The 12,786-nt window shown below is 65.5% G+C and carries 17 protein-coding genes and 2 pseudogenes; 11 read left to right on the plus strand and 8 right to left on the minus strand.

Translation table 11 applies throughout. The annotated features are described in order from the left end of the window. Window positions 1-112: 112 nt before the first annotated feature. Window positions 113-1,321 (plus strand): GNAT family N-acetyltransferase, encoded by a 1,209-nt coding sequence (locus IVB26_RS26800; RefSeq protein ID WP_247968128.1) that lies wholly within the window; start codon window positions 113-115, stop codon window positions 1,319-1,321. Here the strand turns inward: IVB26_RS26800 and IVB26_RS26805 are convergent. The 3 genes from IVB26_RS26805 to IVB26_RS26815 are packed head-to-tail and all read right to left on the minus strand — an operon-like array spanning window position 1,287 to window position 2,417. Beyond that, window positions 1,287-1,493: a type II toxin-antitoxin system HicA family toxin gene (locus IVB26_RS26805; RefSeq protein ID WP_247968129.1), complete on the minus strand. Its 207-nt coding sequence runs from the start codon at window positions 1,491-1,493 to the stop codon at window positions 1,287-1,289. The genes IVB26_RS26800 and IVB26_RS26805 overlap by 35 nt on opposite strands. After that, a complete protein-coding gene (locus tag IVB26_RS26810) occupies window positions 1,490-1,693 on the minus strand; it encodes a type II toxin-antitoxin system HicB family antitoxin (RefSeq protein ID WP_247968130.1) in 204 nt (67 codons plus the stop codon). The genes IVB26_RS26805 and IVB26_RS26810 overlap by 4 nt, the downstream gene beginning before the upstream one ends. A 58-nt stretch (window positions 1,694-1,751) precedes the next feature. Next, a complete protein-coding gene (locus IVB26_RS26815) occupies window positions 1,752-2,417 on the minus strand; it encodes a DsbA family oxidoreductase (RefSeq protein ID WP_247968131.1) in 666 nt (221 codons plus the stop codon). 178 nt (window positions 2,418-2,595) lie between these two features. Between IVB26_RS26815 and IVB26_RS26820 the strand changes: the two genes are divergently transcribed. Continuing rightward, window positions 2,596-3,396 carry a thioesterase family protein gene (locus tag IVB26_RS26820; protein WP_247968132.1) on the plus strand — a complete coding sequence of 267 codons (801 nt, stop codon included), beginning with the start codon at window positions 2,596-2,598 and terminating at the stop codon, window positions 3,394-3,396. Here the strand turns inward: IVB26_RS26820 and IVB26_RS26825 are convergent. Together IVB26_RS26825 and IVB26_RS26830 are read right to left on the minus strand one after the other, a co-directional pair. Continuing rightward, window positions 3,384-4,208, minus strand: a complete 825-nt coding sequence (locus IVB26_RS26825) for a helix-turn-helix domain-containing protein (RefSeq protein ID WP_247968133.1) — start codon at window positions 4,206-4,208, stop codon at window positions 3,384-3,386. The two genes, IVB26_RS26820 and IVB26_RS26825, sit on opposite strands and share 13 nt — an antisense overlap. Window positions 4,209-4,248: 40 nt before the next feature. Next, the gene (locus IVB26_RS26830; RefSeq protein WP_247968134.1) at window positions 4,249-5,070 is read right to left on the minus strand and encodes a helix-turn-helix domain-containing protein; all 822 of its coding nucleotides are present in this window, start codon (window positions 5,068-5,070) and stop codon (window positions 4,249-4,251) included. Between the two features lie 101 nt (window positions 5,071-5,171). On the opposite strand from IVB26_RS26830, the gene IVB26_RS26835 reads away from it, so the two are divergent. Next, window positions 5,172-5,402, plus strand: coding sequence for a hypothetical protein (locus IVB26_RS26835; protein WP_246931369.1), 231 nt, complete (start codon window positions 5,172-5,174; stop codon window positions 5,400-5,402). A 37-nt stretch (window positions 5,403-5,439) separates the two neighbouring features. After that, window positions 5,440-5,838 carry a hypothetical protein gene (locus tag IVB26_RS26840; protein ID WP_247968135.1) on the plus strand — a complete coding sequence of 133 codons (399 nt, stop codon included), beginning with the start codon at window positions 5,440-5,442 and terminating at the stop codon, window positions 5,836-5,838. Window positions 5,839-5,969: 131 nt separating this feature from the next. On the opposite strand, the gene IVB26_RS26845 is transcribed toward IVB26_RS26840, so the two are convergent. Further along, window positions 5,970-6,536: an SET domain-containing protein gene (locus IVB26_RS26845; RefSeq protein ID WP_247968136.1), complete on the minus strand. Its 567-nt coding sequence runs from the start codon at window positions 6,534-6,536 to the stop codon at window positions 5,970-5,972. Between the two features lie 257 nt (window positions 6,537-6,793). On the opposite strand from IVB26_RS26845, the pseudogene IVB26_RS43230 reads away from it, so the two are divergent. Then, window positions 6,794-6,997: pseudogene (locus IVB26_RS43230) on the plus strand (hypothetical protein); the annotation flags it as partial. Here IVB26_RS43230 and IVB26_RS26855 read toward each other — a convergent pair. Both IVB26_RS26855 and IVB26_RS26860 read right to left on the minus strand, forming a co-directional pair. Continuing rightward, a complete protein-coding gene (locus tag IVB26_RS26855; RefSeq protein WP_247968138.1) occupies window positions 6,994-7,623 on the minus strand; it encodes a DUF6321 domain-containing protein in 630 nt (209 codons plus the stop codon). The pseudogene IVB26_RS43230 and the gene IVB26_RS26855 overlap by 4 nt on opposite strands. Window positions 7,624-7,671: 48 nt before the next feature. Next, entirely contained in the window at window positions 7,672-8,409 is a 738-nt protein-coding gene (locus IVB26_RS26860; RefSeq protein ID WP_247968139.1) for a TetR/AcrR family transcriptional regulator, read from the minus strand. Between the two features lie 106 nt (window positions 8,410-8,515). Here IVB26_RS26860 and IVB26_RS26865 point away from each other — a divergent pair. The 6 genes and pseudogenes from IVB26_RS26865 (at window position 8,516) to IVB26_RS26890 (ending at window position 12,771) form a co-directional block, all read left to right on the plus strand. After that, window positions 8,516-9,911: pseudogene (locus IVB26_RS26865) on the plus strand (carotenoid oxygenase family protein). Window positions 9,912-9,956: 45 nt separating this feature from the next. Then, window positions 9,957-10,220, plus strand: a complete 264-nt coding sequence (locus IVB26_RS26870) for a hypothetical protein (RefSeq protein ID WP_247968140.1) — start codon at window positions 9,957-9,959, stop codon at window positions 10,218-10,220. Between the two features lie 76 nt (window positions 10,221-10,296). Beyond that, window positions 10,297-10,872, plus strand: a complete 576-nt coding sequence (locus IVB26_RS26875; protein WP_247968141.1) for a hypothetical protein — start codon at window positions 10,297-10,299, stop codon at window positions 10,870-10,872. 12 nt (window positions 10,873-10,884) lie between these two features. Continuing rightward, window positions 10,885-11,439 (plus strand): inner membrane-spanning protein YciB, encoded by a 555-nt coding sequence (locus tag IVB26_RS26880; RefSeq protein ID WP_247968142.1) that lies wholly within the window; start codon window positions 10,885-10,887, stop codon window positions 11,437-11,439. A gap of 105 nt (window positions 11,440-11,544) precedes the next feature. After that, window positions 11,545-11,841: a hypothetical protein gene (locus IVB26_RS26885; protein WP_247968143.1), complete on the plus strand. Its 297-nt coding sequence runs from the start codon at window positions 11,545-11,547 to the stop codon at window positions 11,839-11,841. 9 nt (window positions 11,842-11,850) lie between these two features. Then, on the plus strand, window positions 11,851-12,771 hold the full coding sequence (locus IVB26_RS26890; protein ID WP_346732834.1) for an SH3 domain-containing protein: 921 nt from the start codon (window positions 11,851-11,853) through the stop codon (window positions 12,769-12,771). Window positions 12,772-12,786 lie beyond the last annotated feature (15 nt).

The raw sequence follows: 12,786 nt of genomic DNA on the forward strand, positions 1-12,786 counted from the left end.
GTTAATAATACCACTCGAATTGAAGCGGCGTGCCAACGGTATTTTCCATTCTTTGCGCTAAGAATGAACGGCGTAACACGGGCTCAGCCCGCGTGATTGGGGACGACGGGACGTGGTCGACATCGCGCAGCAGGCGGCGATCAATCCGGCATCGGCAACGGACGCCGGAGTCGCGCGCGCGCGCGTCTCACTCACGACGATCGACCCCGGCCAATGGCGCGCGCTCGCGCAGCGCGCGGTCGAGCCGAACGGATATTACCTACCGGCCTGGGAGCTCGCCGTCAGCGCAACCGCGCGCGGCCGCACCCAAGCCTCGGCCTTACCCGCATTCGACGGTTCTTCGACGCGGCTGATCGGGCTGATGCCGGTGATCTCGCTGTGGCGCGCCTGGAAGATACCCCTGCCCGCGCTGGTGAGCGCGCATCCCTATGGAACGCTGTGCAGTCCGCTGATCGACCGCGACGCGCCGATCGAAGCGGCCGCGTCTCTGTTGCAGAGGGCGCGCGCGGCCGGCGCGCATGCGCTCGTGCTGAACGACGTCGCGCTCGACGGTGCTGCGATGAATTCAGTCAAACAGGTCCTGAGCCGCGACGGCCTGAAGCCGCGCGTACTTTCCTCATACACCCGCGCCAGCCTCGATGCGACGCAGGATGGCGAAACGCTGCTCCGCGACGCACTCGGCACCAAAAAGCTCAAGGAGCTGCGCCGCCTGCGCCATCGCCTCGAAGAGCACGGCCCCGTTACGTTCGACGTCGCACGCCAGCCGGACGAGATCGCGCCCGCGCTCGAAACATTCTTGCAGCTCGAGGCCAGCGGCTGGAAAGGCAAGCGCGGCACCGCGCTGGCTCAGCATGCCGGCGACGCGGCCTTCATCCGCCGCGCCGTGCCGGCGCTGGCGGAGACCGCGCAGTGCGAGATCATCACGCTTCGCGCCGGCGCGACGCCGATTGCCGCCGGCATCGTGTTGCGCCATCAGGATCGCGCTTTCTTCTTCAAGCTCGGCATCGACGAGCGCTTTGCGAGATATTCGCCGGGCGTGCAGCTCACGCTCGACCTCACCCGCCATCTCTGCGCCGATCCCGCCATCGCCAGCGCGGATTCCACCGCGGGCGCCGACCACCCCATGATCAATCCGATCTGGCGCGGACGCTTCGCAATTGGTGACGTGCTGATCCCGCTGCGCCGGCACGATCCGATGGTGACGCTCATCCGCGGGTCGCTCGCATCATGCTACGCTGCGCGCGAAGCAGCGCGATCAACGGTGCACTTGCTCAGAAAGTGGCGGACTAGAAATCAGCCTCAGACAGCTCGGGCATCTTGATGAGATGACGCAGGAGACCGACCTTCACGGGCTTGTTGCCATGAATCGGGACCGAGAGCCTGACGATGCGGTCTTGCTTGCCGTAGATGTGGTGGCTGCCGCTCACCCGAAGCAGACTCCAGCCGTGACGTTCGACAATTCGTGCGAACTCCCGACCAGAAACTGACTTCACACGGGCAATTCCAGAATTCGCTCAACGCCGCCCGGTTCGGGCGGCGCGACTTCGACGGATAGACATCCCTCGATCGCATCGCGGAGATTAGCCATCAGCTCATCCATGGTGTCGCCTTCGGTGGCACAGCCAGGAATCGCCGGGACCTCGGCCCAAAAGCCACCCTCTTCCGCTTCGTGCACAACTATCTTGATCTTCATGACGACCTCGCAATCAGGATAGTTGCCCAAGTTGCCCACTTATACAACCTTCGTGGGGCTACTCCGCCGCCTGCGCGTTGATCTCCTCCGACACCTGGCGAATGGCGCGGGCGAGCAGGTTCGGATCCTGCGCGCCGGAGACGGCGTATTTCTGCGCGAACACATAGGTCGGCACGCCGGAGATGCCCTTCTCGGCCGCTTCCTGCGCGTCGGCCGAAACGCGCGCGACGTCCTCGTCGGTGGCAAGGCGCTTGCGCACGTCCTCGGCATCGAGGCCCACATCGGCGGCCGCCTGCACCAGCACGTTCACATCGGTGAGATCGCCGCCGTCGCGGAAATACAGCTCCATCAGGCGTTGCTTCATCTCGGGCGCCTTGCCGATCGCTTCCGCCCACAGGATGAGGCGATGGCAGTCGGTCGTGTTGGGCTGACGGGCGACCGACTCGGGCTTGTAGATGAGGCCCTCCTCGCTTGCGGCCGCAACGACGCGCCCGGCAATGCCCTTATAGGCCTCCACCGAACCGAACTTCTGGGTGAGATAGGCCTCGCGGCTGATGCCCTCGCGCGGCACCCAGGGATTGAGGAAGAACGGGCGGAAATTGAGCTTGACCGGAACGTCGGGAACGAGCGCCAGCGCGCTCTCGATCCGGTGCTTGCCGATATAGCACCAGGGGCACACAACGTCGGAGACGACGTCGATCTGGAGCGGTTTGAGCGTGCTCATATCAGGCGCCTCCTTCGGGCAACACGGGTTCGGCGGAAGATAAGCCGAACCGGAGACGGCGCAAGGCACCCGTCCTGCATGGCTCACGACTTCACCTCTGCGGTTATTGTGACAGGTCCAGCCCGCCGGGATACTCGCGGCCACGATCAAGCCGAGGGATCAAGGAGGGAAGACCGCGATGAGCGCCATTTTCAGGCCGGAAGGCCATCAGTTCCGGGCCACGGAGCATGCCGGCGGTCCGTGGTCGCCGGACATGTTGCAGGGAAGCGCCACCACAGCCCTCATGACCCGCGAGGTCGAGCGTCTCGCCGCCGAATCCGGCTTCGCCGTGCGGCGCCTGACCTTCGATCTGTGGCGACCGGCGGGCCTGCGCGCCTTCAGGACGGCCAGCGAATTGCTGCGCGACGGCCGCAAGGCCAAGACCTTGCAGGTGCGGCTGATGGACGGCGAGACGGAGATCGGCCGTTGCACGGCACTGCTGACGGCGCCGAGCGCAGAATCGCCCGTCGATCCCTTTGCGAGGCCTGCCGCGGTCGACAAGGCGCCCGAAACCGGCACCGCACCACCAGCCTTCGCGCAGAAATGGAGCCGCTATTTCCAGAACGTCTCGGTGCGGCTGATCGAGGGCGCGCTGGAAAAACCAGGCCCTGCGGCAGCCTGGATGCGGCTCGATGCGCCCCTGGTCGAGGGCGAGCCGAACACGCCGCTGTTGCAAGCGGTGCAGGCCGCGGACTTTTCCAGCGGCGTCGCGCAGATCGTCGACATGCGCGACTGGACCTTCATCAACCCGGAGATCAGCCTCTATTTCTTTCGGCCGCCAGAGGGCGAATGGATCCTGATCCGCGCCACGACGCGCGTCGGCGCCAATGGCGCGGGCCTCACCACGGCGACGCTGAGCGACCGCAACGGACCGTTCGCGGAGGTGATGCAGGCCATGAGCTTCGAGCGGCGCGAGCCCGTGCAGGCTCAGGCGTCCTGAGCCGCGAGCGTGATCAGCGCGGCCTCGGATGTGGGATCGGCCGGCATGAACATCTCGACGCGAAGCTCCTGCAGCGTCACGTCCTGCGGCGTGCCGAGCGTCAGCACCGCACCGATCAGGCCGATGCCGACGTCGCCCTTGCGCAGGCGCACCTCGCAGAGCGGTCCCGGCACGGCGCTGTCCTCGATCCCAAGTGCGGGAAGCTCCGGCAGCCGCATCAATTCGCGCCAGGTCGATTGCAGGGCCTCATCGAGCGGCGCGGCCATCGCTTCATGGCGCGCACGCGACAGCAGAGCAGCCGCGACGGCGGGCCAGTTCTCGACGAACGGCTTGAGCTCGCTGGGCGCGAGGAACATGTGCATGTGATTGAGCGGCCGCTGCATGCGCTCGGGGCCGAGCAGCATGGTCATCAGGCGCGAGGCGGCGCGATTGGCCTGCTTCACATTCCAGCGCCGGTCGGTCACGATCGCTGGGAACGGCTCGTGCCGTCGCAGCAGAAGATCGATGGCGTGCCGCGCATCGGCAAGCTCGGGCGCGGCGAGGTCGCGCTCGCCATATTGCCGGGCGAAGCCGCCGGCCTCGAGCAGCGCGTTGCGGTCGCGCAGCGACAAATCGAGAGCGGATGCGAGTTGCAGCAGGATGTCCCGGCTTGCTGCCGCCTTGCCGGTCTCGACATGGCTCAGGTGCTTGACCGAGATGCCGGCCTCGAACGCCAGCTCCGCCTGGCTCGAGGCTCGGCGCATGCGCCAGCCGCGCAGGAGATCACCGACGGGATTGGCCGGCCGCAACCGCCGGAACGCGCGTGTGTCCATCCGCAGATTATGCGGGGGCCGCTCCTGCCTGTAAACGCCGCTATGGCAAACCGGCCGCCATCTGCTTCAGCCGTTCGGCGGTGCGCTCATCCGCCGGGAAGAACGTCTCCAACGCCAGCTCCGACAGCGTGATGTCCACGGGCGTGCCGAACACCATGGTGGTGGAAAAGAAACTGAGGATCTCGCCCTGATGTCGCAGCTTGAACGGGATCGCGACATTGTCGCTCGACAGCGGCGCAGAGCGCGCCGGAATGGGATAGCTCTTCAGGTCGTTGTAGAGCTTGATCAGCTCAGGATCGGCGGTCGCCTCGCATTGCCGGTGCAGCCGCTCCAACAGGTGCCCGCACCACTCCGCGAGATTGACCGTGCGCGGCGCCAGCGCCTCGGGATGGAAGGCGAGCCGCAGCACGTTGAAGGGCTGGCCGAGCAGATGCTGTGGGATGCCGTCGAGCAGCGGCGCCACCATGCGATTGGCGGAGACCAGGTTCCAGTGCCTGTCCACCGCCAGCGCGGGATTGGGCTCGTGCGCCCGAAGGACGAGGTCGATCGCCTGGCGAGCTGATTTCAAGGCCGGATCCTCCAGCTGGCGCTGCGGGAATGCCGGCGCATAGCCGGCGGCGACCAGCAGCACGTTGCGTTCGCGCAAGGGCACGTCGAGACGCTCGGCCAGCCTGAGCACCATGTCGCGCGAGGGCGCGGCGCGGCCGGTCTCGACGAAGCTTAGGTGCCGCGCCGAGATCTCGGCCTCGCCGGCGAGATCGAGCTGGCTCATGCGGCGGCGCTGCCGCCATTCGCGCAAATGGTCGCCGATATGGATCGGCTGGCTGCGTTCGGTCTGGGCCGTGGATGCATGTGCGTTCATGACCAGAAACCTATCATGCTGGTTTCGGCCGTTCCATTACCCGCGAGGTAATCGAATTGGGCCGCCCGGCGGCGCATCTTCGGTTGCAACAGGAGATGACCATGATCGCGCTGCTGCTCTACCGGACCGTCGCAGACCACGTCTTGCCCTGGGCCATGGCATTCGCAACCCGGATCCTGGCGCGCAGCCTCAACATGCCGGAGCCACTCGTGCATTCGACCGGCGATTATGTGGTCGCGCAGGTCATCGCCTTCGAGCACGGCGTCGGCAGGAGCCTCTGTCCGTTCCGCCTCGCCCGCCTGCTCCGCGCCTGGTGGCGCGGATTGCATTGATTTCCACCCGAGCCCAACCCAAGCAAGGAGACCTACGATGATCGACGCATCCACCTTCCTGCGCCGCGCCCTGCTCGCCGACGCCATCTTCAGCGGCGTCGCCGCGCTCGGCTTCACCTTCGGCGCGAGCGCGTTCGCTGCGCTGTTTAACTTGCCTGAGGCGCTGCTGCGCGAGACCGGCCTGTTCCTGATCGCCTATACCGCGCTGGTCGGCTGGCTCGCTTCGCGCGCCGCGGTGCCGAAGCCGCTCGTGCTCCTCGTTATCGTCGGCAACGCCGCTTGGACGGTCGGCAGCATCGCGCTGCTGCTGTCTGGCGCAGTGTCGCCGAACCTCGCCGGCGAGCTGATGGTCGTGGCGCAGGCCATCGCGACCGGCGTGTTCGCCGAGCTGCAATATGTGGGATTGAGGAGGAGCGGAAGTGCGCTGGCGGCGTGAAGCCGCATTACTTGCTGTCGTCGCCCGGCTTGGCCGGGTGACCCAGTATTCCGAGGCGGCAGTGATACAATCGAGAGGCCGCGGCGTACTGGATGCCCCGCCTGCGCGGGGCATGACACCGCGGCTAGCAACTATGCCCGCGCGCGGCCGTTGGCCTTGCCAACGACGTGGCCGTTGAGCTTCTTCTTTTTGGCGGCGTTGTTTTTGGCAGCCTTGGCGCCCGCCTTCTTGGCCTTGCGCGCCTTCACCTTGGCGGCTTCCGCCCGCGCCTCGGCGCGCAGCTTCTTGCGCTTGTTCTCGCAGGACGGGCACTTGCAGCCGATCGGCTTCAGATAGGCTTTGAAATAGTCGGTGCCGTAGTCGTAGTTGATCTCGTCGCCGGGCTCGATGTTCCTGATGGCGCGGATGAAGACCTTGCGCTCGCGCGGGCGAACGTCGGACTCCGCATTGGGCCGGCAGGAATGATTGATGTAGCGGGCGACATTCTTGCGCACCGAGCCGTCGATGGTCCAGCGGCCGTTGAGCTCGAACAGGTACTTGTTCTCGATGTCGTCCTGCTCGGGGATCCGCGAGTCCAGGATCGGTCCGAAATAACGGATGATCCGGGTGCCCTTCTTGATTGGCTTGGTGGCGAAGAGGCCGAGCCCGGTTTTGGAACGGCCGACGCGATAGGATTTGCTGGAAGCGATGGCTGGCATGATCAAGAGAAATGAGGACGCGAACGAGGCACGATGCCTCAGGCGAAGCCGCTCTTCTAGAACGATTCCGCGCCGCTGTCAGGTATATCCCGGCCCTGTTTGAACCTTGCCCACAATGAAGACGTCTGATGGTACGGAGTTCCCGCACCATCAAAGCCCTCATGATGAACCACATCACCCGCATTGGCCTCGCTGCCTTGATGAGTTGCATCGGCCTGAACAGCGCCGACGCCCAATCCGTGGGCAGCACCTACACCTCCAAGGCCATGCTGGTCGTGACCCGGCTGCCGCCCGGCCCGGTCTGCCACGTTGCCTATGTCGATGCGGTCGCCAACCCCGCCGCCAATGAGTTGGCGCGCAAGGCCGCCGACGATTTCGCCCGCGGCTTCACGTGCGGCAAGGACGAGGTGAAGATCATCGGCGCAGGCGGCCGCGCGGTCGAGCTGGCGACGATGCGCTAGCCTCTCGCCTTGGCCCGTCGATAGTGCGCCAGCAACCGCTCTCCCTTCGCGGCGATGCGCCGTGCCGCCGCCACCGTTTTCGGAACCGGCTCGCCCCAGGCATGCGCTGACAATGCGTGGCGGGTCGGCTGCCCCTTGGCATCGACCAGCGGCGGCAGCTTCGCGCGGCCAAAGAAGCGCACGGCCCAACTTCCCTTCCGCCGCATCTCCTGCGGCGTCATCTCCGATTCTTTCTTGGTGACGCCAGGCCGTAAGTGAGCGCCCTGCTTGCGCGCGAACGCCTTGCGGCCCGCCGCGGTCAGGCCGCCACGGGAATCCTTCTCGCGCGCCACTGCGCTGCGCTTGCGGGAGGACTTGGCCGTCTTCTTCGCGCTGCGCTTGCGGCTCTTCTTTGCAGATGTCTTCGACTCTGCTTTTGACGCCTTCGACTTTGAGCTCCTCTTCTTGGAAGACTTCTTCTTCGCTGCCACGCGCATGTTGTCCACGAGATTGGGATAGCGGCGGCCGGCGCGGCGAGCGCGCGCTTTCGCCGCCGATTTCTGCGCGGGACTGAGATGCTTGGAGGCCTTGCCGGCCCGTTTGCGAGGATTCGAGCGTTTCCAGGGAGCGCGTGCTGTTCTTGCCATGCGGCGTCAACGCCTGATCGCGGCAAGGGTTGCGTTCGTTGCTGGCGATCAGGGGCCGGGCAGCTTCGCCGTGATGGGCGCCGTCAGCATCGCCTCGAGCAGGCGTTCGGCGGTCGTGCCCTCGGGCAGACGGCCCAAAATGTCCTCGAGCCGTCCGTCGAGCAGCAGCATGGTGAAGCCGTGCACCATCGACCAGGCGTGCGCGATCGCCGCGCCCTGGTTCAGCGTCAGCGCATCTTCGCTGATCTGCTCCTGCCGCATCGCGCCGATGGCATTCGCAAGTCCGGCGAAGGAAGTTTCGGCGGCCTCGTGCAGCGAGGGTCTCGAATAATCGAGCCGCTCGGTGCGGAACATGATGCCGTACATGCCGGGATGAGCCTGCGCATAGGCGACATAGGCTTTCGGCCGCGCCAGTGCGCATTCGAGCGGCGTGGTGGCGGCGTCCGAGGACGAGGACATCGCGGCGTTGAACTGACGGAAACCGACAGCCGCGAGTTCGCTGAGGAGCCCGGTGAGGTCACCGAAATGATGGGTCGGCGCGGCATGCGAGACACCCGCCTCGCGCGCCACCGCGCGCAAGGTGAGACCGGAGAGTCCATCGCGTTCCAGCACCCGTTCGGCGGCCTGGAGCAGCGCCTCGCGCAAGGCGCCATGATGATAGGGCGTCTCGGGCTTGGCGCTCGGCGGACGACGCGCGGTCCGCGTCGGCGCGCCCGCTGACGAGGATGCCTTTCGCGGCGTACGCGCGCGGCGCGCGGTTTCAGTCCTGGGTTCACTCTTGCTCATGAGACAAGCTATAGGACGCAATATTGACAGTGTAAAGATTTCGCTTGACCAATGCGGCCATCGGCGCTAGGTGATCTTTACGATGTAAAGATACGGAGGATATGCCGTGCAGCACGACTCCAGCACTGAGCGCCGCAACAATATCGCACCGATCCCGTTCGAAGCGGACGCGCCTTTCCTGAAGATCATCGGCGAATTGCCGCGCGAGCTGAACGGCACGCTCTATCGCAACGGCCCCAATCCGCAGTTCTCGTCGCCCGGCGCGCATTGGTTCGTCGGTGACGGCATGCTGCACGCGTTCCAGCTCGACAACGGGCGCGCCAGCTATCGCAACCGCTGGGTCCGCACGCCGAAATGGCTGGCCGAGCACGATGCCGGCCGCGCCCTGTTCGCCGGCTTCGGCCGCAAGTTGCCGGATGCGCCGGCTGATCTCACCGATGGCGGCGTCGCCAACACCAACATCATCTTCCATGCCGGCAAGCTGCTCGCGCTCGAGGAAGCGCATCTGCCGACCGAGATCGAGCCGGGCACGCTCGCAACGCGCGGCTATCACAACTACCAGAGCCGCGTCGCCGGCAGCTTTACGGCACATCCGAAGATCGACCCCGTGACCGGTGAGCTGGTGTTCTTCGGCTACAACGCGGCAGGTCCGCTGACGCCTGCCCTCTCCTACGGCTCGATCGATGCCTCCGGCAAGGCGAGGCGCTTCGAGCGGTTCGAGGCGCCCTATGCCAGCATGGTGCACGACTTCATCGTCACCGCGAACCACGTGCTGTTTCCGATCCTCCCCATTACCGGCAGCATGGAGCGCGCAATGAGCGGACGGCCGCCCTATGCCTGGGAGCCGGACAAGGGCGCCTATGTCGGCGTGATGAAGCGCAACGGCACGGCCAAGGAGATCGTCTGGTTTCGCAGCGAGGCCTGCTACGTCTTCCACGTCATGAATGCGTGGGAGGACGACAACCGCATCATCGCCGACGTCATGCAATTCGAGGAAGCGCCGCTGTTTCCGCATCCCGACGGCCGGCCGACCGATCCGGAGAAGTCGCGCGCCCGGCACTGCCGCTGGACCTTCGACCTCTCAGGCAATACCGACCGCTTCCAGCAGACTTACCTCGACGATCTCACCGGCGAATTCCCGCGCATCGACGATCGCCGCGCCGGGCTGAAAAACCGTCACGGCTGGTACGCCTGCGCCAATCCGCGGCTGCCGATGTTCGGCGCGCTGTCCGACGTCGTTCATGTCGACGGCAACGGCCGGCGGCTCGGCCATTATCTGCTGCCCGCCGGCGACACCATCTCCGAACCGGTGTTCGTCGAGCGATCGAAGGATGCGACTGAGGGCGATGGCTGGCTGCTGGCGGTGGTCTGGCGCGCGGGAGAACCGCAGCGACCTCGCCGTGTTCAACGCCACCGATATCGAGGCGGGCCCCGTCGCGCTGGTGCAGCTCGGCCACCGCGTGCCCGACGGTTTTCACGGCAATTGGGTGGGCGCGGTTTAGCGCGCCCGCAATGACAGCGCAGATGCGTCACCAAAGAGATATCTCATGCACATGCCCTCGATCACTGTGAATTTTCTCGCTGTCCTCACCGTCGCTTGCGTCGCGCTCACGCTTCAGATGATCCGGCAGCGGCGGAGCAGCCACGTCATCTTCAACGGCGGCATCCTGCTCGCCGCCGGCCTTCTCATCGCCGCCGCGCTGCCGATCCTGTCGCGCCTGTCCTGGGTGGAATTGGCCGACGAGGCGTCCGACCAAGCCGTTGCAGCACTTCATTTTTTGGAGGTCGCTTACGTTATTTTGACACTGTAAAGATTTCGCTTGACCCGGGATACCGCCTGAATTATTGATCTTTACATCGTAAAGATCGGCCTGACCGAGGTGGGCAATGGCGATTTTCCTGATCCTCGCGCCCTACGGCGCTTACACCTTCCTGATGCTGGTGACGTCGGCCACGGTCAGTATGTTCGTGGCCTCCACGATCTGCCTCGGCACCGTCGCATTCGATGTGGCGTGCGGCCGTTCGGTGAAGACCCTGGCCGCGGGCTCGGCCGTCGTGTTCGCCGCAATCGGCCTCTACCTCGCGCTGCTCGATCCGACGCTGGGAGCGCTCGGCGTCAAGCTGTCCGTCGATCTCGGCATCTTCGCCATCTCGCTCGGCTCGATGCTGGTCCGCCGTCCCTTCACGTTGCAATATGCGCTTGAAGCGGTGCCGGCCGAGACCGCAGCGATGCCGGGCTTTCTCCACGCCAATTACGTCATCACCGGCGCCTGGACCGCGGCCACGCTCCTGATGGCGGCCGCCAATGTCGTGCTGCTCTATGTCCCGGGCTTGCCGCTCTGGTCGAGCCTTGCGGTCGCCTTCGCCGCGCGCAACAGCGCGATTTACTTCACAAAGTGGTATCCCGAATATCGTCAGATCAAGTACGGTACGCCCGCCCGCACATTGCCCAACGTTCGCTGAACAGGATTGACGATGAAGGACGTATTCGCCCGCCTCGCCTCCGATCTCTTCTCCGCCATCGTCTTCCTGGTCGTCTATCTCGTCACCGACAACGTCATCCTGGCAACATCGGTGGCGGTCGCCGGCGCGATCGCTCAGGTGATCTATGCCCGCGTCAAGGGGCAGCAACTCAACTACATGACCTATGCGAGCCTCGCGCTCGTCGTTGGACTCGGCGCGATCACACTGCTGACCCATGATCCCCGCTTCATGATGGCAAAGCCTTCGATCGCGCATTTCGCGATCGGCGCGATCATGCTCAAGCGCGGCTGGATGCTGCGCTATATGCCGCCGATCGTCGTCGAGACCGTTCCGGAATACGTGACGGCTGCGGGCTATGCCTGGGCGGTGCTGATGTTCGTGATCGGCGCCGGCATGATCGTGGTCGCCTCCACCGGCGATCTGAAGCTGTGGGCGTTCTACCTCACGGTGGTCGCAGGGGGCGCCAAGATCCTCGCCTTTGCCGTGCAATACGTCGTTCTCAGGCTCATCGTCACCAGCCGCAGGCGCGCCGCCGCCCGCGCCTAAATGCCCTATCGGAGGGTTAGGCAGGAGCTACGAGTTGGGCTATAGGCTCGCTCGGGACTGATCGCGGATCGTCGCGGTCCGCCGGGATTCGTTCGGGAGACGGGAATGGCCGTAGACGGCAACTGGAATCTGACCATGACGACGCCGATGGGCGAGCGCCAGGCGACGCTGAGCCTCAAGGCCGCCGACGGCACGCTGACGGGTACGCAAGGCGCGGAAGGTAATACCGCCGAGATCTTCGACGGCACCGTCTCTGGCGACAACGTCTCGTGGAAGGTCTCGATCACCAACCCGATGCCGCTCACGCTCGAATTCGCCGGCACCGTCTCCGGCGACAGCATCAGCGGCGAGATGGGCATCGGCCCGATGGGCAGCTTCCCGTTCACGGGCGCCCGCGCGTAAGGCCGCACAGTGCGCGTGCTCCGTCTCATCGCGGCGACGATGCTGTGCGTCGCGACACAAGCGGCACGCGCGGATGACACCGACCCCGCGTGGCGCGCAAGCGCGCTCGCGCTGGTGCCGGCGGGTTACGTGGCCGGCACCGCCTATCGCACCGAAGGTGCGACCGGCTATCTTGCCGTCTATCCCGAGACATCGAACGATCAGAAAACACCGGCCAGCGTGTTCGCCGCGCGTCAGAGCCTCGTGGTCACGCTGACACCGGATGCGACACGCGCGATTTCAGCCGAGTTGAAGCCGCGCGCCGAGCCGGCCCCTGACGACGACGACACTGATTTCGCAAAGCTGCACGCCGATCTCGCGGCAAAGCACAAAACCCTGCCCGAGGGCACCGAGCCCTGCGCTCTCGGCGCCTGGTCGATCGACAAGGATCCCAGCGGCCTCAACGTGCGCGCCGAGCCGTCGGTGAAAGGGCGCGTGCTCGGCACGCTGCCGCCACCCTATCAGCTGAAACTCGGCGGCGCCGAGAACACGCCCGAGGGCGGCTGGCTCACCGAATTCCGTATCATCGGCTTCAAGAGCGGCTGGTTTCTGATCGAAGGCGCGAAGCCGCCGGGCAAGGACTACGAGGACGACAAGAAATATCCACGTAGCGCGCCAAAACCCTATGCCGGGCGCGGCTGGGTCGCGGCCAACAAGGTCGGCGCCAGCTTTGCCAACGGCTACACGCGCGCCGGCGGACTTTTCCAGGCGCCCTTCGTCGACGCCAAATGGATGCCCGCCCAGCGCGAACTCGGCGGCCCGATCGACGGCGACGGCGGCCCGAAGCGCCTTCTCGCCTGCAGCGGATATTGGGGCCTCGTCGAGAGCCATGACGGCGTCCGCGGCTGGTGGCGCTCGCTGTGCTCCAACCAGGTCACGAATTGCAGCTAGTGAAATAAAGCGATC

This window comes from Bradyrhizobium sp. 195 (assembly GCF_023101665.1).
Classification (GTDB): domain Bacteria; phylum Pseudomonadota; class Alphaproteobacteria; order Rhizobiales; family Xanthobacteraceae; genus Bradyrhizobium.